The 18,842-nt window shown below is 65.1% G+C and carries 22 protein-coding genes and 1 pseudogene; 18 read left to right on the top strand and 5 right to left on the bottom strand.

Annotation, left to right across the window (positions count from 1 at the left end; translation table 11 throughout):
• The 11 genes and pseudogenes from RT697_RS18610 to RT697_RS18660 form a co-directional block, all read left to right on the top strand.
• A pseudogene (locus RT697_RS18610) lies at nucleotides 1-387 on the top strand (hypothetical protein); the annotation flags it as partial.
• A complete protein-coding gene (gene ccoS, locus RT697_RS18615; RefSeq protein ID WP_105239608.1) occupies nucleotides 384-545 on the top strand; it encodes a cbb3-type cytochrome oxidase assembly protein CcoS in 162 nt (53 codons plus the stop codon). The pseudogene RT697_RS18610 and the gene ccoS, both read left to right, overlap by 4 nt.
• A 274-nt stretch (nucleotides 546-819) precedes the next feature.
• Entirely contained in the window at nucleotides 820-2,307 is a 1,488-nt protein-coding gene (gene ccoN / locus RT697_RS18620) for a cytochrome-c oxidase, cbb3-type subunit I (RefSeq protein WP_313700897.1), read from the top strand.
• A gap of 10 nt (nucleotides 2,308-2,317) precedes the next feature.
• Complete coding sequence (ccoO, locus tag RT697_RS18625; RefSeq protein ID WP_313700899.1) at nucleotides 2,318-3,055, top strand: cytochrome-c oxidase, cbb3-type subunit II; 738 nt, start codon at nucleotides 2,318-2,320, stop codon at nucleotides 3,053-3,055.
• Nucleotides 3,056-3,057: 2 nt separating this feature from the next.
• A complete protein-coding gene (locus RT697_RS18630; RefSeq protein WP_056563017.1) occupies nucleotides 3,058-3,234 on the top strand; it encodes a cbb3-type cytochrome oxidase subunit 3 in 177 nt (58 codons plus the stop codon).
• Nucleotides 3,231-4,196 (top strand): cytochrome-c oxidase, cbb3-type subunit III, encoded by a 966-nt coding sequence (ccoP, locus tag RT697_RS18635; RefSeq protein WP_313700901.1) that lies wholly within the window; start codon nucleotides 3,231-3,233, stop codon nucleotides 4,194-4,196. The genes RT697_RS18630 and ccoP overlap by 4 nt, the downstream gene beginning before the upstream one ends.
• A gap of 74 nt (nucleotides 4,197-4,270) precedes the next feature.
• On the top strand, nucleotides 4,271-5,761 hold the full coding sequence (ccoG, locus tag RT697_RS18640; protein WP_313700903.1) for a cytochrome c oxidase accessory protein CcoG: 1,491 nt from the start codon (nucleotides 4,271-4,273) through the stop codon (nucleotides 5,759-5,761).
• Between the two features lie 35 nt (nucleotides 5,762-5,796).
• Nucleotides 5,797-6,069 carry a FixH family protein gene (locus RT697_RS18645; RefSeq protein WP_313700905.1) on the top strand — a complete coding sequence of 91 codons (273 nt, stop codon included), beginning with the start codon at nucleotides 5,797-5,799 and terminating at the stop codon, nucleotides 6,067-6,069.
• Nucleotides 6,070-6,085: 16 nt separating this feature from the next.
• The gene (locus RT697_RS18650; protein WP_313700907.1) at nucleotides 6,086-6,322 is read left to right on the top strand and encodes a hypothetical protein; all 237 of its coding nucleotides are present in this window, start codon (nucleotides 6,086-6,088) and stop codon (nucleotides 6,320-6,322) included.
• Nucleotides 6,323-6,425: 103 nt separating this feature from the next.
• Complete coding sequence (locus RT697_RS18655) at nucleotides 6,426-7,349, top strand: ABC transporter ATP-binding protein (RefSeq protein WP_175183935.1); 924 nt, start codon at nucleotides 6,426-6,428, stop codon at nucleotides 7,347-7,349.
• A complete protein-coding gene (locus tag RT697_RS18660; protein ID WP_312436885.1) occupies nucleotides 7,346-8,107 on the top strand; it encodes an ABC transporter permease in 762 nt (253 codons plus the stop codon). The genes RT697_RS18655 and RT697_RS18660 overlap by 4 nt, the downstream gene beginning before the upstream one ends.
• 128 nt (nucleotides 8,108-8,235) lie before the next feature.
• Here RT697_RS18660 and RT697_RS18665 read toward each other — a convergent pair whose 3' ends face one another.
• Together RT697_RS18665 and trhA are read right to left on the bottom strand one after the other, a co-directional pair.
• Nucleotides 8,236-8,634: a DUF4168 domain-containing protein gene (locus RT697_RS18665; RefSeq protein WP_313700910.1), complete on the bottom strand. Its 399-nt coding sequence runs from the start codon at nucleotides 8,632-8,634 to the stop codon at nucleotides 8,236-8,238.
• A 243-nt stretch (nucleotides 8,635-8,877) separates the two neighbouring features.
• Nucleotides 8,878-9,522, bottom strand: a complete 645-nt coding sequence (gene trhA, locus RT697_RS18670) for a PAQR family membrane homeostasis protein TrhA (protein WP_313700912.1) — start codon at nucleotides 9,520-9,522, stop codon at nucleotides 8,878-8,880.
• Nucleotides 9,523-9,993: 471 nt separating this feature from the next.
• Between trhA and RT697_RS18675 the strand changes: the two genes are divergently transcribed.
• Nucleotides 9,994-11,067: a PHB depolymerase family esterase gene (locus tag RT697_RS18675; RefSeq protein WP_313700914.1), complete on the top strand. Its 1,074-nt coding sequence runs from the start codon at nucleotides 9,994-9,996 to the stop codon at nucleotides 11,065-11,067.
• A gap of 127 nt (nucleotides 11,068-11,194) precedes the next feature.
• On the top strand, nucleotides 11,195-11,716 hold the full coding sequence (locus RT697_RS18680; protein WP_313700916.1) for a DUF1993 domain-containing protein: 522 nt from the start codon (nucleotides 11,195-11,197) through the stop codon (nucleotides 11,714-11,716).
• 42 nt (nucleotides 11,717-11,758) lie between these two features.
• Here the strand turns inward: RT697_RS18680 and RT697_RS18685 are convergent, their stop codons facing one another.
• Both RT697_RS18685 and RT697_RS18690 read right to left on the bottom strand, forming a co-directional pair.
• Nucleotides 11,759-12,256, bottom strand: coding sequence for a VOC family protein (locus RT697_RS18685; protein ID WP_313700918.1), 498 nt, complete (start codon nucleotides 12,254-12,256; stop codon nucleotides 11,759-11,761).
• A 40-nt stretch (nucleotides 12,257-12,296) separates the two neighbouring features.
• Nucleotides 12,297-12,653: a DUF1428 domain-containing protein gene (locus tag RT697_RS18690; RefSeq protein WP_313700920.1), complete on the bottom strand. Its 357-nt coding sequence runs from the start codon at nucleotides 12,651-12,653 to the stop codon at nucleotides 12,297-12,299.
• Nucleotides 12,654-12,823: 170 nt separating this feature from the next.
• Between RT697_RS18690 and RT697_RS18695 the strand changes: the two genes are divergently transcribed.
• Both RT697_RS18695 and RT697_RS18700 read left to right on the top strand, forming a co-directional pair.
• Nucleotides 12,824-13,798, top strand: a complete 975-nt coding sequence (locus RT697_RS18695) for a helix-turn-helix domain-containing protein (RefSeq protein ID WP_313700921.1) — start codon at nucleotides 12,824-12,826, stop codon at nucleotides 13,796-13,798.
• A 187-nt stretch (nucleotides 13,799-13,985) separates the two neighbouring features.
• A complete protein-coding gene (locus RT697_RS18700) occupies nucleotides 13,986-15,608 on the top strand; it encodes a methyl-accepting chemotaxis protein (protein ID WP_313700923.1) in 1,623 nt (540 codons plus the stop codon).
• Between the two features lie 5 nt (nucleotides 15,609-15,613).
• On the opposite strand, the gene RT697_RS18705 is transcribed toward RT697_RS18700, so the two are convergent.
• A complete protein-coding gene (locus tag RT697_RS18705; protein WP_313700924.1) occupies nucleotides 15,614-16,048 on the bottom strand; it encodes a hypothetical protein in 435 nt (144 codons plus the stop codon).
• Nucleotides 16,049-16,296: 248 nt separating this feature from the next.
• Between RT697_RS18705 and RT697_RS18710 the strand changes: the two genes are divergently transcribed.
• Genes RT697_RS18710 through blaAMZ form a run of 3 tightly spaced genes read left to right on the top strand, consistent with a single transcriptional unit; the run spans nucleotide 16,297 to nucleotide 18,768 of the window.
• Complete coding sequence (locus RT697_RS18710) at nucleotides 16,297-16,884, top strand: SUKH-4 family immunity protein (protein ID WP_313700925.1); 588 nt, start codon at nucleotides 16,297-16,299, stop codon at nucleotides 16,882-16,884.
• A gap of 16 nt (nucleotides 16,885-16,900) precedes the next feature.
• Complete coding sequence (locus RT697_RS18715) at nucleotides 16,901-17,581, top strand: SMI1/KNR4 family protein (protein WP_313700927.1); 681 nt, start codon at nucleotides 16,901-16,903, stop codon at nucleotides 17,579-17,581.
• The gene (gene blaAMZ, locus RT697_RS18720) at nucleotides 17,578-18,768 is read left to right on the top strand and encodes an AMZ family class C beta-lactamase (RefSeq protein WP_313700928.1); all 1,191 of its coding nucleotides are present in this window, start codon (nucleotides 17,578-17,580) and stop codon (nucleotides 18,766-18,768) included. Before RT697_RS18715 ends, blaAMZ begins: the two co-directional genes overlap by 4 nt.
• The last annotated feature ends 74 nt before the right edge of the window (nucleotides 18,769-18,842 follow it).

Genomic DNA, 18,842 nt, shown 5'->3' on the forward strand with positions numbered 1-18,842 from the left:
GGCTGGGCCTACATCGATCCCGCCCACAGCATCCCCGTCATGGTGGCGCTGCTGGTCATGAGCTGTCCGTGCGCCATGTCCATGGCCGTGCCCACCGCCATGGCCTCCGCGCACAGCGCACTGGCCGCGCACCCCGACATGCCCGAAGCCGCGCTTGACGCGCTGCTTGCCGAGGCCCGGCGCAAGGCGCGGCAAAACCTCTACGTCTCGCTCGTCTGGCATCTGCTGATGACGCCGCTGGCCCTGGTTGGCTGGGTCACGCCCTGGCTTGCCGCCATCACCATGCTGGTGTCGTCGCTGGCCGTGGCCTACAACTCCTGGCGCCTGTGCCGCCGCGATTGGTCGGGCAACCTGACCGCCGGCGCCGCGTTGGGGGCCGCGTCATGACCATCCTCTATCTGCTTCTGCCGCTGTCGTTGCTTTTCGTGCTGGCGATCGGCGTATCACTGTGGTGGGCCGTCTTCAACGGCCAGTACGACGACACCGACAGCGCCGGCACAGCCATCCTGCGCGACGACGACAGCGGCGCGGCCGGCCGCCGTTGATGGCTGCGCAGGATCGCAGCCGTCGATTGCCGCCGCTAATTGCGATCGCTGACCGCGCCGCTGACAGCCATCGCTGACCGCCGCCGCGGACCTCGTCGCCAGCCCTGCCGCGGCGCGTCCGCCAGGCTTTTCACGGCCAGATACCCCTAAGAGCGTTGCGGTTATGCAGCGATGTCCAAGGCGTCGCTACCCGGTTGATCCAAATCAACGCCCTCTCGAGTGACTAGTCCCATCATCGAAGCCTGGAAGTTCTTGTTACTTTAGGGGATGGGTGATGAACGATTGCCCCGCAATCGCAAGCAAGTCCGATACCTTCAACTACAAGGTCGTGCGGCAGTTCGCCATCATGACCGTGGTCTGGGGCATTGTCGGCATGGCTGTCGGTGTTTTTCTGGCCGCTCAGCTAATTTGGCCTCAATTGAATTTCGACACCGCATGGCTCAGCTACGGCCGCCTGCGCCCGCTGCACACCAACGCCGTGATCTTCGCCTTCGGCGGCAGCGCTCTTTTCGCGACGTCCTATTACGTCGTCCAGCGCACCTGTCAGGCGCGCCTGTTCTGCGACAAACTCGCCGCCTTCACGTTCTGGGGCTGGCAGGTCGTCATCGTCGCCGCCGCCATCACCTTGCCGATGGGCTTTACCAGCAGCAAGGAATACGCCGAACTCGAATGGCCCATCGACATCCTGATCACGCTGGTCTGGGTCGCCTACGCCATCGTGTTCTTCGGCACCATCATCAAGCGCCGGTCCAAGCACATCTACGTGGCCAACTGGTTCTTCGGCTCGTACATCCTCACCATCGCCATCCTGCACATCTTCAACAACATTGAAATGCCGGTGTCGATGTGGAAGTCCTACTCCGCCTACGCGGGCGTACAGGACGCCATGGTGCAGTGGTGGTACGGCCACAACGCGGTGGGCTTCTTCCTGACCACCAGCTTCCTGGGCATGATGTATTACTTCGTGCCCAAGCAGGCCGGCCGTCCCATCTACTCGTACCGCCTGTCCATCGTCCACTTCTGGGCGCTGGCTTTCACGTACATGTGGGCGGGCCCGCACCACCTGCTGTACACCTCGCTGCCCGACTGGACCCAGTCGCTGGGCATGACCTTCTCGCTGATCCTGCTGGCGCCTTCCTGGGGCGGCATGATCAACGGCATCATGACGCTGCAGGGCGCCTGGTACAAGCTGCGCACCGACCCGATCCTGAAGTTCATGGTCACCGCGCTGTCCTTCTACGGCATGTCCACGTTCGAAGGTTCGATGATGTCGATCCGCACCGTGAACGCGCTGTCGCACTACACGGACTGGACCATCGGCCACGTGCACTCCGGCGCGCTGGGCTGGGTCGCCATGATCTCCTTCGGCTCGCTCTACTACCTGATCCCGCGCCTCTACGGCCGCGAAAAGATGTACAGCGTCAAGGCCATCGAACTGCACTTCTGGATCGCGACCATCGGCGTGGTGCTGTACATCGCCGCCATGTGGATCGCCGGCGTGCAGCAGGGCCTGATGTGGCGCGACACGGCGCCGGACGGCACCCTGGTCTACAGCTTCGTCGAGGAACTGAAGACGCGCGTTCCGTACTACCTGATCCGTTTGCTGGGTGGAACCCTGTTCTTGTGCGGTGTGTTCGTCATGGCCTGGAACGTATGGAAGACGGTGATCGGCGCGACCGCGGTCAACCCCGCCATTCCGCAAGACGATCCCCACGCCGCCCGTCCGACGGTCCCCGCGACCGCCGAGCCGGCCACTGTTTGACGAGGACATCATGGCCAACAAGAATCACGGCTTCTTTTCTCATCAGACCCTCGAGAAGAACATCGGCTGGATGATCATCGCCAGCATCCTGGTGGTCTCCTTCGCAGGCCTGGTGCAAATCATCCCGCTGTTCTTCCAGCACAGCACCACCCAGCCCGTGGCGGGCGTCGAACCCTACAGCCCGCTGCGGCTGATGGGTCGCGACGTCTACATCCGCGAAGGCTGCGTCGGCTGCCACTCGCAACAGGTGCGCGTGCTCGCCGCCGAGGTCCAGCGCTACGGGTCGTACTCGCTGGCGTCCGAGTCGGTGTTCGATCACCCGTTCCTGTGGGGTTCCAAGCGCACGGGTCCCGACCTGGCGCGTGTCGGCGAACGCTACTCCGACGACTGGCACCGCATCCACCTGCGCGATCCGCGCAAGGTGGTGCCGGAATCCAACATGCCCGCCTATCCGTGGCTGGAAAAGACGGTCATCACCGGCCAGAACGTCGACCAGCGCATGCGCGCCCTGCGCGCCCTGGGCGTGCCCTACACCGACGAGGAAATCGCCGCCGCGCCCAAGGCCATCGAAGGCAAGACAGAAGAAGACGCGCTGGTGGAATACCTGCAAGGACTGGGCGTCGGCGTACGCAAGGCGCAGTTGGCCAAGCAGGCCGAAGAGGCCAAGGCCGAAGCCGCCAAGAAGGCCCAGCAGCCCGCCGCCCAATCCGCCGTGCAACCCGCCGCGCCTGCGGCCACGGGAGGCTGATCATGGTCGGCTACCTGAGCGCAATCGTCACCGCCATCTCGATGGCAACCTTTTTCGGCATCGTCTGGTGGGCCTGCTCGCGCGGCCGCCAGGGCGCCAACCGCGAATCGGCCATGTTGCCGTTCGCACTGCCCGATGAATTCGGGCAGGCACAACAAGATGGAGCGAATCGGTCATGAGCGATTTCGTCAATGGCTTCTGGGGGTATTTCATCTCGATCGTCGCCGTGGGCGGGGTGGTGTGGTGCGTGTGGCTGCTGTACACGCAACGCCGCTGGCTCAGCGCCAAGCCGGCCAACGGCCAGGTCGAGGACACCGGCCACGTCTGGGACGGCGACCTGACCGAGCTCAACAACCCGGTCCCCACCTGGTGGACGTGGATGTATCTGCTGGCCTGCGCTTTCGCATTGGGATATCTCTTCCTGATGCCGGGCCTGGGCGAGTACAAGGGCAAGCTGGGCTACAGCAGCGCCGACGAAGTGGCGCAGCAGCAGGCCAAGATGGCCGAAGCCGTCCGCCCCATCTACGCGCGCTTCGAGACCATGACGGTGCCGCAGATTGCGCAGGATCCGGGCGCCCGTGAAATCGGCCAGCGTCTCTTCCTGAACACCTGCGCGCAGTGCCATGGCTCCGACGCCAAGGGTGCGCCCAGCTTTCCCAACCTGACGGACGGCGACTGGCTGCACGGCGGCTCGCCCGAAGCCATCATGCAGACCATCAAGCAAGGCCGCCACGGCATCATGCCGCCCTGGAAGGCGTCGATCGATCCCAAGATGGCCGGCGACATCGCGCAATACGTGCGTTCGCTGTCGGGCCTGACCGCCGATCCGGTCCGCGTGTTCCGCGGCAAGCGTGAATTCGCCAACTTCTGCGTCGCCTGTCACGGTGTCGATGGCAAGGGCAACCAGCTCGTCGGCGCGCCGAACCTGACGGACGACGTCTGGCTGTACGGCAGCTCGGAAGCCAGCATCGTCAAGACCATTCTTGACGGCCGCGACAACCGCATGCCGGCGCATGAGCACATCCTGAGTCCCGAGCAGATCAAGATCCTGACTGCGTGGGTCTGGGGACTGTCCAACAAGCCCGACGCGTCGAAGCAGACCGCTGCAGCGCCGGCCGAGGCCAGCACGGCCAAGCAGTGAGCCGGCAGCACGTAAATGGGAGGCCGCGCGGCGGCCTCCCATATCACTAAGCACTTACAAGCACGGAGCAGCAAATGGAAGATGGGTCAACCGCAAGCGTCAGCAGTTCGCCTGGCGGTGACCCGCCGCCCTGGCGGCCGCACACACGGCCGCCGCGTCCTGGCCAGGAGACCCTGGAACAGACGTTGGCGGGGGTGCGCAGCAAGATCTATCCGCGATCCGTCAGTGGCATCTTTGCCCGCTGGCGTATCGCGTTCGTCTTTATCACGCAGATCATCTTTTACGGCTTGCCCTGGCTGCAATGGAACGGCCGGCAGGCGGTGCTGTTCGACCTGGGCGCGCGCAAGTTCTATCTGTTTGGCCTGGTGCTGTGGCCGCAGGATGTCGTGTACCTTGCCGTGCTGCTGGTCATTTCGGCATTGGCGCTGTTTCTCTTCACCGCCGTGGCCGGACGCCTGTTCTGCGGCTACGCCTGTCCCCAGACCGTCTACACCGAAATCTTCATGTGGATCGAGCGCAAGGTCGAAGGCGACCGCATCGCGCGCATCCGGTTGGACGAATCGCCCTGGAGCTGGCGCAAGTTCCGCCTGAAGTTCACCAAGCATTTCCTTTGGATCGCATTGGCCTGGTGGACGGGGTCGACCTTCATCGGTTATTTCGCGCCCATCCGCGAACTCGGTCACGAACTCTTTGCGCTGCAGCTCGGACCCTGGCAGTGGTTCTGGATGCTGTTCTACGGTTTCGCCACCTGGGGCAACGCCGGCTTCATGCGCGAATCGGTGTGCAAGTACATGTGCCCGTACGCCCGCTTCCAGAGTGTGATGGTCGACCCGGACACCTTCGTCGTCACGTACGACAAGCGCCGCGGCGACCCCCGTGGTGGCCGCTCGCGCAAGGTCGATCACAAGGCGAAAGGGCTGGGCGACTGCGTCGACTGCAGTCTTTGCGTGCAGGTCTGCCCGACCGGCATCGACATCCGCGACGGCCTGCAATACATGTGCATCGGGTGCGGGGCCTGCATTGACGCCTGTGACCAGGTGATGGACAAGATGCAGTACGAGCCGGGCCTTATCCGCTACACGTCCGACCGCGCCATGCAGGATGGCCTGTCCACGAAGAGCGCGCGGTCGCATCTGCTGCGGCCCCGCGTCCTGATCTACGGCACGTTGATCCTCGGGCTGGCGATCGCCTTCGTCGTCTCGCTGGTGGTCCGCAATCCGCTGCGCGTCGATGTGATCCGCGACCGCGGTGTGCTCGGCCGCGAAGTCGCCGGCGGCATGATCGAAAACGTCTACCGCCTGCAGATCATCAACACGTCGGATGCGCCGATGCGCCTGCGCCTGACGGCCGAAGGCATGCCCGACCTGGCGGTAGTGGCGGGTCAGCAGGGTTCGGACGTGGTCGACGTTGAACCCGCCGCCAACAAGCTGGTGCCCATGGTCATCCGCGCGCCGGCGGGCGCGGCGCCTGGCGCCCATCCCATCACGCTGCGCGCCAAGGGGCAGGACGGCGAGAACCGGCAGATCGAAACCGACGAAGCCGTCAGCTTTTACGTGCCCGAGTAGGGCTTTCATCCGCCCTGGCCACTACAAGGAATTTCATGAACACTGCACACATCACCCTGGACTCCGCCGACGCGGCGCGCCTTGCCAAACCCTGGTACCGCGAGCCCTGGCCGTGGATCCTGATGGCCGGCCCGTTCGCCGCCATGGTCGGCTGCTTCATCACGATCTACTTCGCGATGACCCAATTTGCCAGCCAGCCCATCCAGGAGGGCGTCGTCAAGCGCGGTCTGGTCATTGAACAGACGGCGGCCGGCACGGCTGCAAGCCAGACCCCGCCGGCCGCCAGCCCCGCGGCCGCCAAACCTTGATCGGGGGAGTTCACGCATGGGATTGCGATCATTGATGTGGATCCTGTGGCCGTCGTTCATGGCGGCCGCCGCAGGAAGCGCGCTGATCTTTGCCCTGATCGATCCGCTGGACGTGGCCATCTTCGGACACGTCCCTACAAGCAGAATGGGCTTCTACACGGTGTCGTTCTTTGTCTTGTGGGTGATGGCCGGCCTGTCCAGCACACTGACCGCGTACCTGATGCCGAAAGTCGAAGAGGACGACGACTTCTAGGGCCAGTGTTCCCAAAAAGAAAACACACCGTTCCGCCAGGTTGAACAAGCGCGGGCTGCGCGACGGGTAAAATCCTCCGGCTATGGTCAAGTTGGGGGCTCGCGTGCAGCCAGTCATTTCAGTACAAGGCTTATCCAAGCAATATGCGTCGGGATTCCAGGCGCTCAAGAATGTCAGTCTGGACATCCAGCGGGGCGAAATCTTCGCATTGCTCGGGCCGAACGGCGCGGGCAAGACGACGCTGATCAGCATCATCTGCGGCATCGTCAATCCCACCCACGGCACGGTGCTGGCTGATGGCCACGACATCGTGTCCGATTTCCGCGCCGCCCGGTCCAAGATCGGACTGGTGCCGCAGGAGATCTCCACGGACGCCTTCGAAAGCGTCTGGAACACGGTCACCTTCAGCCGCGGCTTGTTCGGCAAGCCGGCCGATCCCGCCTATATCGAAAAGGTCCTGCGCGATCTGTCGCTGTGGGACAAGAAGGACAGCCGCATCATGGCGCTGTCCGGCGGCATGAAGCGGCGCGTCATGATTGCCAAGGCGCTGTCGCACGAACCGGCCATCCTGTTCCTGGACGAGCCCACCGCGGGCGTCGACGTCGAATTGCGGCGCGGCATGTGGGAAATGGTGCGGCGCCTGCGCGAAAGCGGCGTCACCATCATCCTCACCACGCACTACATCGAAGAAGCCCAGGAAATGGCGGACCGCATCGGCGTGATCCGCAAGGGCGAGATCATCCTGGTCGAGGAAAAGAATGCGCTGATGGCCAAGCTGGGCAAACGCCAGCTTGCGTTGACGCTGAAGGCGCCGCTGCCGGGCATTCCGACGGCGCTGGACGCCTACCAGCTTGAGCTTTCGCCCGACGGCTACAAGCTCGTCTATACCTACGACAACGAGCGGGGCGGCGATATTTCTCGTCTGCTGCAGGACCTGAGCCGCCTGCAGATCGAATTCGCAGATCTGAACACCTCGGAAAGCTCGCTCGAGGACATCTTTGTCAGCCTGGTGCACGGTCAATCATGAACTTCTACGCCATACGCGCCATCTACCTTTTCGAAATGGCCCGCGCCTGGCGCACGCTCATGCAAAGCGTGCTGTCGCCGGTGATTTCGACGTCTCTCTATTTTGTCGTGTTCGGCTCGGCCATCGGTTCGCACATGGTCGAGATCGACGGCGTGAGCTACGGGGCGTTCATCGTTCCGGGCATGATCATGCTGTCGCTGCTGACGCAGAGCGTGGCCAACGCCTCGTTCGGCATCTACATGCCGCGTTTTTCCGGCACGATCTACGAGATCCATTCTGCGCCCATTTCCTATGTGGAAATCCTGGCGGGGTACGTGGGAGCAGCTGCCAGCAAGTCCATCATCCTGGGCCTCATCATGCTGGCCACCGCGCGCCTGTTCGTGACGTTCGACGTGGCGCATCCGATCTGGATGCTGTCGTTCCTGGTGCTTACCGCTGTGACATTCAGCCTGTTCGGCTTCATCATCGGGATCTGGGCCGACGGGTTTGAAAAGTTGCAGATCATTCCGCTGATGATCATCACGCCGCTGACCTTTCTGGGCGGCACGTTCTATTCGATCAACATGCTGCCGCCGTTCTGGCAGACCGTCACGCTGTTCAACCCTGTCGTCTACCTGGTCAGCGGGTTCCGCTGGGCGTTCTTTGGCGTGGCGGACGTCAGCATCGGCGTCAGCGTGGGGATGACGCTGGCCTTCCTGGTGGCGTGCCTGATCGGTGTGCGCTGGATCTTCAAGACGGGCTACCGCCTGAAGACCTGATTCGACACGAGACGGCCAGCCCGCCCGCAATGCGCAAGGCGCCGCATGTCCCGTTCAGGACATGCGGCGCCTTAACTTTATTGGGCGTCCCGTGCAGGGTGCGGCTAGGCGCCCGTCGATGCTTCGGCTTAGCGCGCCGGCTGCATCTTCATCAGGCGATCGCGAAGCTGGGGATCCTGCTGCACGGCCTGGCCGATGCCGTTGAATTCCTCGACCGTCAGACCGTCCGCGCGGACCAGCTTGACCATCTTTTCGTCCGCTTCCTTGACGACCTTCTGCTTGGCGTCGTCAGTCTTGGCGGCGTCGACCTTCGGGCGGTACTCGTCAACGACGCCAGAAATCTTCATCGAGGCCGAAGCGAACTTCTGCAATTGTTGGTCCGTCGGCTTCTGCACGGCGGGCGCCATGCCCGGCTGAGCTTGCGTCTGCGCCGGAGCCTGGGCGGCCTGTTGAGCCAGGGCAGGGGCACCGGACAGCGCCGTCGTCAGAATGGCGGCGGATAGGAATGCATATTTGGAACGCTGCATGAAAACTCCTTGTTCCGGTTGAAAGTCCGACCATGATGACCAGCCGGACCGCCGTGGGACAAGTTTCGCGATGTGTTTTCCTGTGTCGGCAGACCACGAGATCCCCGACGCACGGCGCGGGGGCAGCCCCGGGGGAGGCCGGCGCCTTGCGTTCGAAACGTTTTGCGCAGTTTCGTAGTCGCTGCTGGCCGCGATGTGTCCTTAGGTTTGTCCTTCGGAGGCGGATGGGGCGCTTTTGCGTGCTTAGGCCGCGTACCAGAACACCGCGAAGAAATGGCAGACGGTGCCGGCCAGCACGAACAGATGCCAGATGAAATGGCTATAGCGCCAGCGGTTGTCGAACACGAAGAACACGACGCCGCCGGTGTAGGCGAGGCCGCCGGCCACCAGCCACCACAGGCCACCGGCCGGCACCAGTTCCAGCAGAGGTTTGACGGCGATGACGACGATCCAGCCCATCGCCAGATACAGGCCGGTGGACAGCGCGGGACGGTTGAGCCGCTTGCTGGCCTTCAGGCCCACGCCCAGCAGCGCCAGGCCCCACACCAGTCCGAAGAGGGTCCACCCCCACGGGCCGCGCAGCGCGCCCAGCGCGAACGGGGTGTAGGTGCCCGCGATGAGCAGGTAGATGGCCGAGTGGTCCAGCACGTTGAAGATCTGTTTGGCGCGGCAGCGGGGCAGGGCGTGATAGATGGCGGACGCGAGGTACAGCAGGCACATCGACGCGGCAAACACGGCGGCGCCGGCGATGAAGGCGGCATCGCCCTGGCGCACGGCGGCGGCAATCAGGAGCGGCGTGCCGGCCAGCGCGCCCACGGCGCCCACGCCGTGGCTGATGCTGTTGGCGATTTCTTCGCCCAGGGTCTGGGGTCGGTCGTTGGGAAACATGGGGAGCCCGTTGATGACAAGTTTTCCACCTTAGGCTTTTTGCCATGCGCGCTCAAGGCGCGCGTCCGGTCGGCTTGACCGATCGCAACTTCGTTACGCTGTGATACATTCACCTCGCGAACAAACCGCCCAACAGAGGCGTCGCGCGTTCTTCACTTCGGGCTTGCACGTCGGCCGCGCCATGCGCGCCGTGATCGACACTCTTCGAGGAAGCACTCATGAATCCGGCACTTGGTCTTTCGGTTAGGGCGCCCTTGCCGCCCATCCTCACGCCCGCATCAGACGACAGGCATCCGGCTTGCGGAGCGGCGTAGCCGCGGCGCCCCCCGTCCGGCGCCGCCAACCCCGGCACCCCGGGCGGCGCGGCAAACAGGAACTACCGAACAGGCCCTAGCAATGGCGCGCAGTTTCAGCAGTCTGTTTTTCAAAGCGGCAAAGAAGATCTCCCGGCTCCAGCGCGCGGCGATGCGCATGGCGGCCCCCAAACCCGTCCGCAAGCGCGCCGCATCGGCGCGCAAGACGCCCATCGGCGCCACGCCGGGGCGCGCGGTCAAGACGGCGCGGCCGGCCGGTTCCACGGGCGCGGGCAGGGCAGCGGCGCCCGAGGCGGCGTCGCTTGGCGCGGGCCGCTGGGAGGCCTCCCGCCAGTTTTCGGACCGGACCGGCCGCCGGCTGGCCTTTTCCCGCTACACCCCCGCGTCCGCCGCATCCACCGCAACCGCCACCGCCGCCGGCATGCCGCTGGTCGTGATGCTTCACGGCTGCCGGCAGACCTCGGTGGCCTTCGCGCGCGGGACGCGCATGAATCAGTGGGCGGATGCCGGCGATTTCATGGTGTTGTATCCGCAACAATCCCTGGCGCGTCAGGTGCAGCGTTGCTGGCGCTGGTTTCAGCCGGATGACGACCACGGCGGGGCCGAGGCCGATCTGATCGCGGCCCTGATCCGGTCTGAAGTCGCCCGCCATGGCCTGGACCCCGGCCGCATCTATGTGGCGGGCCTGTCGGCGGGGGCGGGCATGGCGGCGTTGGTCGCCTTGCGTCATCCCGATCTGATCGCCGCGGTGGCCATGCACTCGGGGCCGGTTGTGGGCGACGCGCATAACGCGGGCAACGGCCTGAGCACCATGCGGCGCGGCAGCATCAAGCCGTTGGCGCCGCTGGTGGAATCCGTGGCGGACCCGGCCGTCTTTGAGCTGGGCATGCCGGCGTTGATCCTGCACGGGCAGCTCGATCCGGCCGTGGCGCCGCGTAATGCCCGGCAGTTGTTCGAGCAGTTCCGCACCTTGAATGGCGCCGATCCGCACGCGTTGCCGGTCGAGCGCGTGCTGGGATTGGGCACCGAAAAGGCGTACCGCCGGGTGGATGTGCTGCGCGGGCGCAAGACGGTGCTGCGGCTCTGCGAGATCACGCGGCTTGAACACGCCTGGAGTGGCGGCGATCCCGCCATCCGGTATCACGCGCGCAGCGGGCCGGACGCCTCCGCGCTGGTGTGGCGGTTCTTTCAGGGGCAGCGGCGCGCTGGATTGTCCAGGCATCCAGAATGATGTTGTCGCCGCCATCGGCGCCCGGGCGGCGCCGGGGCGGCGTAACATCGCTGCAATCCCGAAGCGTCCGGCGCGCGGTGCCCGTTGACGCCCTTCGCCAATCCCAACCTTTACGGAAATCGTCGATATGCCCCTGTCCATGTACCAGGCGTCCGTGCCTGTCTTCATCCGCGGCCTGAACGTGCTGGCCGCGTTGCTTGAAAAGGCCGCCGCGCACGCGCAGGCGACCGGCATCGATCCCGCGGAACTCGTCAACGCGCGCCTCGCGCCCGACATGTACCCGCTGTCGGGTCAGGTGCAGCGGGCCAGCGACGCCTCGAAGTTCGCGGCGCAGCGGCTGTCGCAGGGTGACGCGCCGAAGTTCGCCGACACCGAGACCACGCTCGCGCAATTGCAGCAGCGCGTCGCGGACACTATCGCCTATCTGGAAAGCGTGAAGCCCGAGCAGGTCGACGGCGCCGAAGGCCGCCGCATCACGCTGAGCTTCGGCGAGTTCAAACCTGAATTCCAGGGTGACGAGTACCTGCTGACCTTCGCGCTGCCCAACTTCTACTTCCACGTGACGACCGCCTACGGCATCCTGCGCCAGGCGGGCGTGCCGATCGGCAAGCTGGATTTCCTGGGACCGTATCCGCAACTGGCCCCTTGATGAAACGTGGCAGGCGCGGACTGGACCGCGTCGGCCGCGCGATCATTGTTTTGACGGGTCGCCGCAGCCGTCCATCGGTCCCATCTTCGCCATGTTCTGCTGGATCTCCTCAGGTGTGAGGTCCTGCATGTGCGTGGCGATGGACCAGCGGTGGCCGAACGGATCCACCACCTGCCCGTAGCGGTCGCCCCAGAACATGTCGGCGGCGGGCATCGTGACTTGCGCGCCCGCCGCGACCGCCTGCTGGATCGAGGCGTCGGCGTCGGTCACGTACAGGTGCAGCACCGCCGGCGTGCCCTTGAGCGCCTTCGGTCCCAGGCTGCCCCATTCCGGAAAATCATCCATCAGCATCAGGACCGAATCGCCGATCCGGATGGCGGCGTGCATGATCTTGCCGTTGGGGCCGGGCAGCCGCATCAGCTCCTCGGCATTGAAGGCTTTCTTGTAGAAGGCGAGGGCGTCGGATGCGCCCTCGCAAATGATATGCGGCGTCAGCGTGTGCATGCCGTCGGGAATGGGCTTGGCTGCTTGGGTGGCCATGTTGTGTCTCCAGGTTGATTGAATGGCTGTGCCCGGGCCGCTAGTTGCCGACCAGCGTGGCGAAGCCGCCCCAGCACATGCGCTTGACGTCGAAGACGCCCTCGCAGCACATTTCCGCCAGGCGCGGGTCCGACATGACCTTGGCGTTGATGCGATTGCGCTCTTCCTTGCTGGGATACAGGATCCACGCGAAGACGACGACTTCGCCTTCGCGCGCCCCGGCTGCCGCGCTGAACGACGCGAAGCCTTCGCCGTCGATGTCGTCGGCCACGCCTTCGCGATAATCCAGCGCGCCATGTTCACGCCAGATGCTCTCGGCGTGCGTGGCCATCTTCTTGTACGTCTCCAGGTTGGCCTTGGGTACGCACAGCAGAAAACCGTCTATGTACTTGTCCATCGATCACTCCTCACGTCCGTGTTGTTCTGGTTTGGGCCGGGACGTCCGCATCCGTTCCGGCCGCCGTCCGGATTGCTGGATCGGCAGGAGTCACTTTATCGGGATCCGCGCGGCTTTCAGATAGGCAATTGCGACAATCTTGCGGGTGGATTGCGTCAGCGTGCAGGCGTATGCTTGGCAACATGAAAAACGTCGCGTTCCTGCTGCCCAAGGGTACAAATATTGCGTCCCTGGAAACCGCGCGCCACGGCTTCATGGTGGCCAACGAATACCTGCGCGCGCATGGCCGCGAGCCGCGGTTCCATGTGCGCACACTTGCGCTGACGCGCGAGGTCAGCCTGGACGACGGACGCATCAAGGTGCAGGCCGACATGGTGCTGGCCGACGCGACCGACATCCACATCTGCATTGCCCCGCCGCTTCTGGGATCGGTGTCTGACGCGGTGTTGTCCAACCGCGAGCTGATCGAATGGCTGTCGCGCCATCACCGGGAGGGCGGCGAGGTCGCCAGTCTGTGCATGGGCGCCGCGCTGCTCGCCGCGGGCGGTGTGCTCGACGGCCAGCAGGCGGTGGTGCACTGGGTGGCGCAGAATCTGTACGCCAGCCTTTTTCCCACGGTGCAATGGACCAGCGATCGCGTCGTCATGGCGGAAAACGGGGTCTATACGAGCGGCGGCGCGTTTTCTGCCGCGCATCTTGTCCTGCACCTGATCGAAAAGTACACCGACCGCGACACCGCGATCTGGTGCGCCAAGTATTTCCAGCTGGACTGGAGCCGCCAGAGCCAGCTGCCGTTTTCGGTCTTCATGGGGCAGAAGTCGCACGCGGACGAGATCGTGCGGGCGGTGCAGGAATACATCGAAGGCCGCTACCAGGAAAAGATCACCGTCGAGGAACTGGCCGGCCGTCACGCATTGGGCCGCCGCACGCTGGAGCGGCGGTTCCGCCAGGCAACCGGCAACAGCATCGTCGAATACGTGCAGCGCGTGCGCGTCGAAGCCGCCAAGCAGCGGCTGGAAAGCTCGCGCAAGAGCGTCGCCGAAGTCATGTACGAGGTCGGCTACAACGACACCAAGGCCTTCCGCGACATCTTCAACAAATACTGCGGCATGTCGCCCGTGGGGTATCGCGAGCGGTACCAGTAGCTCGGCGGACGCGCTGCACGCACTGCCTGAAAGTTGCCGCGCGCGGGCGGGCGTCAAGCTTGTTACAGCAGTGTTGCTGACGCGCGCCTTATCTTCGTTGTCTTTGTGGAATCGCAAACAACGCCCCGTGCAAATGTTTGCGAAATGTGTCGGAAATCCTAGACTGGGGTTTTCCCTGAGGCACTCCATGAAGCTCCGCACCCATTTCGGCAATCTCTCCATCGGCACCAAGCTGGGCCTGGGCTTTGGCGCTGTGCTGGCCCTGCTGCTGGCCCTGGCCGGCATGTCGCAATTCGAGCTGACACGCATCGGCAGCATCAACCGCGCCATCACGCAGGAAACCTGGGTCAAGGCCAGCGCGATCTCGGTGGTCGACGTGACGACGCGCGCCAACGCCCGCGTCAACCTGGAACTGATCGTCAACGCCGACCCGGCCGCGACGGACAAGTTGTTCCAGCAGATCGAATCCAACCGCAAACGCATCGACGACGCCCTGGCCACGCTGCGGCCGTTGATGAAGACGGCCGATGCCAGCGCCCGGTTGCGCACGTTGGAAGAGGCGCGGGGCCGCTACGTGAAGTCGTTCCAGTCGGTGGGCGCCATGCTTAAAGGCGGCGATCGCGACGGCGCCCGCCAGCGCATGCTGCAAGAGACGCTGCCCATTCTGGACAGCTTGCAGGATCACATCATCGCGCTGTCCAGACAGCAGTCCGCCGAGATGGACGAGGCCGGCATCGCAAGCCAGGCCGTCATCCAGGAGGCCGAGCGTCTGAACGTAGGCCTGGCGGGCCTGGCGCTGGCGCTGGGGGCGCTGCTCGCGTGGCGGGTCAGCCGGTCGATCACCCGGCCGCTGGCGCGTGCGGTCAAGGCCGCTGAAACCGTGGCGGGTGGCGACCTGGGCCAGCGGATCGAAGCGGACTCCCGTGACGAGACCGGGCGCTTGCTCCACGCCCTGCAGGACATGCAGGATCGGCTGGCCGGCGCCGTCCGTGCGATCCGGCACGGTTCGGAGACGATTTCCAGCGCGTCGGGCCAGATCGCGGCAGGCAACGCCGATCTTTCCAGCCGCACTGAAGAGCAGGCGGCATCGCTTGAGGAAACCGCGGCATCGATGGAGGAGCTGGCCTCGACTGTGAAGCAGAACGCGGACAACGCGCGCCAGGCCAATCAGCTTGCGGCCAGCGCATCGGAAATCGCGCTGCGCGGCGGCGTGGCGGTGTCCGCGGTGGTCGGCACCATGCAGGAGATCTCGGCCAGCTCGCACAAGATTGCAGACATCGTGTCGGTGATCGACGGCATCGCGTTCCAGACCAACATTCTTGCGCTTAACGCGGCGGTCGAAGCGGCCCGCGCGGGCGAGGAGGGCAAGGGCTTTGCCGTGGTGGCGGGCGAAGTCCGCTCGCTGGCGCAGCGCAGCGCGCAGGCCGCACGCGAGGTCAAGACCTTGATCGAGGATTCCGTCGGCAAGGTCGGCGCAGGCGCGCGTCAGGCCGAAGGGGCCGGCGCGACCATGCAGGAGATCGTCACTGCCGTGCAGCACGTCACCGACATCATGGGCGAGATTGCCGCCGCGTCGAACGAGCAGGCCTCCGGCATCGACCAGGTGAACCGCGCCGTGGCGCAGATGGACGAGGTCACGCAGCAGAACGCGGCGCTGGTCGAGGAAGCCGCCGCGGCCGCCGGCTCGATGCAGGATCAGGCGCGCGAGCTGGTGCGGGCGGTGGGGGTGTTCCGGCTGTCCGAGGACGCCGGGCGGCGCGGGCAAGAGCAAGAGCCCGCGCGCGCGCAGGGGGCGTTGATGCTGGCTTAGCGCGGTTATTTTCCGCAGGCGGCCTGCAACGCCTTCATCTGCGGGCTGCCCGGCGCAAAGCGCACGAACTGCACCTGGCTTTCATCCAGCGTTTCGTCCTTGATGGTGGTGACCAGGGTGTCGTTCAGGTAGTAGCTGGTGGCCGGCAAAAAGCCTACTTGCGACCGCCGGCAATCGAACAACACGTCTGTCACTGACCGGTCATAGCGCGCACGCTGCTTGCCCCCGCCCGGGAGGGTCTGCGCGGCGGTGTAGCGCAGTTCCATCTTGCCCCGGGCGTTGCCTGATGCTTGCCGGGTGTCGGGCAGTCCCCCGATCCGGATCGAGACATTGGGGTGATCGGGACGCGGCGGCACCTCGAACCATTGCTGCGCGTGCGCGCCGGCGCAGGCAAGGAGCGCGGCCAAGGTTGAAGCGGAAACGGCAAACGGTAGGCGCATGGATCGTCCGTGGTCGAAAGCGGTTTTCTTCGGCCGCCGCCCGGTGGCGCTTCGATTGCGCGTCGCATCGGGGCAGGGCGTTCAAATGTAGCAAAATGCGGTCTGGCGGCGCGCGCGCGAAATTCAGTGCGATAACCCGTGCGACAGCCGATGCAACATTCAACATCCGGATTCCCCATGCCCCAGTTCGATGTCTCAGATAGATGCCTTCACCGCCGCGGTGGTGCCGCTGCAGGCCTGGCATCAACATGAATTCCTTTGAATCCATCCGGGCGCAGTTCGCGCGATTCGGCGAACTGCGTCCGCAGCCGCGCGATGCGTGGCAGGGCGAGCTTGCACTGCCGCAGGTGCTGGCCGACTTCTACGAACAGGTGGGCCCGTGGGGCGCCACCTATCACCAGAACGTGGGGCCGGTCGGCATCACGCTTTCCGAAACCAACGTCAGCTTTCCGCCGCTTTACAAGCTGTGGGACCGGCAGGCCGGCTATCGCTGGGACGCGTCGAACGGCGAACGCGTTGCCGAGTGGCAGGACAACTGGCTGGTGATTGCCGACCAGAACGCGGACCCCTTCATTCTGGATGCCGAAACCGGTGAGATCCTCTACGCCATGCACGGTACGGGCGCGTGGGACGCCGATGTGGTGGCGCCCGATCTGCCGACGTTCGCGGCCGCGCTGGCCGCGGTCGGCGTCGTGTGCCTGGAGGCCGACGAAGACCTGCGCAACGATGACTGGGAAATCAGGCCCGAGCATCGGGCGCGGGCGTTGCAGGCGCTGACCACTGTGCTGGGCGACCCGGTCGAGGCCGAGTGCTTCCTGGACCTGCTTGAATTCTGACGAAGGAAAGAGACGAATGGCAACGTTTGCCGAACTGGCCGAGGATTGCGGCGTGCCCTTGCCCGGGATGCTGGCCCGTTTGATCGACGCCGGCCGCACCGGCTATGGCGAGGACAGCGCGGCGTGGCGCGCCGACTGGAAGGGCAACACGCTGGCCGCGCGGCCCGTGCTGTCCTGCATGGATGACCTGGAATGGATCGACGCGCAGCAGGCGCGCGAAACGGCAGAGGAATGGCTCAACCCCGGCTATCAGCACGGCAGGCGCTTCTTGCCGTTCGCGGAAACCGGCGCGGGCGATGCCTATTGCCTGACGCCCACGGCGGGTGGCGGCGTGGGCGTTGCGCTCGTCTGGCATGACAGCGGCGATGCGCGTGTGGATTGGGCGTCGTTCGAGGCGTTTGTGTTCGACGCGCTGGTGCGCAGCGCGGCCGACGTGGGGCATCTTGTCGAGGATGGCTTCACGCCAGCCGAGGCGGTCGCTTGTGTCGCGGCGAACATCAACGCATTGAAGGAATACCTGCCGCCGCTGATGCAGGCAGAACTTGACCGGTTGACGGCCAATGCCCCGCCAGTGCCGGCGGACGGCTCGGCGGTTTGGATCAATGAGGCGTCCGCGGACGCGGCGTTGGCGCTGTTGCCGCCGGCGGAGGATGCGCCTTTCGAGGTGGTGCCGCGTTGGGAGTGTGAAGAATCATGAACATCCGTAGACACCTCTGCGCCGGCCTGGTTTGCGCCGGCCTTCTTGCCTCCGTGTCCGGCCCGGCCCTCGGCCGCTCTGAATTGCCCTACATCGACAGCGTCGTGAACGAGGCGGCCCGCGCGGTCATGCGGCAGCACGACATCGCGGGCATGGTGATCGCCGTCACGCATCAGGGCCGCCAGCGCTTCTACACCTACGGCGTCGAGTCGCTGGAAACGCGGCGCGCGGTCAATCGGGACACGCTCTTCGAGCTGGGGTCGATCAGCAAGACCTTCACCGCGACGCTTGCCGCCTACGCGCAGGCCAAGGGCCTTTTGACGCTGACCGACAGCCCGGCGCGGTTCGTGCCCGAGCTTGCCGGGACCGAGTTCGCCAAGCTGTCGTTGGTGAACCTTGCCACGCACACCACGGGCGGCTTTCCGTTGCAGGTGCCCGACGACGTGCGCGACAACGCGCAGTTGATGCAGTACCTGAAGGCATGGAAGCCCGAACACGCGCCGGGCACGTATCGGTCGTATGCCAACCCCAGCATCGGCATGCTGGGCGTCGTGGCCGCCGCCAGCCTGAAGCAGCCTTTCGCGCAGGCGATGGAGAAGGACCTGTTTCCGAAGCTGGGCCTGTCCAGCACCTACATCGACGTGCCCGCCGCCAAGGCGTCGCGCTATGCGCAGGGCTACAACAAGCAGGGCGCGCCGGTGCGCGTGAATCCCGGCGTGCTCGCGGCCGAAGCCTATGGCGTCAAGTCCAGCGCGCGCGACATGCTGCGCTTTGTTGAAGCCAGCATGGACATGGATGTGCTGGATAAGGACATCCGCCGCGCGCTCGCGGATACCCACGTGGGCTATTACCAGGTCGGCGGAATGACGCAGGACATGGCGTGGGAACAGTTTCCCTATCCGGTGGCGCTGGACACGCTGCTGACGGCCAACGCCGGCACGCTGAACAGCCAGAGCCATCCGGCCCAGGCGCTGCAACCGCCCTTGGCGCCGCTGGCCGAGAGCTGGATCAACAAGACGGGCTCGACCAACGGCTTTGGCGCTTACGTGGCATTCGTGCCCGCGCGCAAGCTCGGGATCGTCATCCTGGCCAACCGCAACTATCCGAACGAAGCGCGCGTGCGGTTGGCGGCGGAAATCCTGGGCGAGCTGGACAAGCAGCCGAGCAAGGTTCGCGCCGCGCGTTGAGCGGCGGCAGGCGTGCGCAGCTGCAGTTCCGCGGTCGTCTGCCCTGATGCGCCGTGAACGGTGTTGCGTGCAGG

It is taken from the genome of Achromobacter sp., assembly GCF_032113835.1.
Lineage (GTDB): Bacteria > Pseudomonadota > Gammaproteobacteria > Burkholderiales > Burkholderiaceae_B > Achromobacter.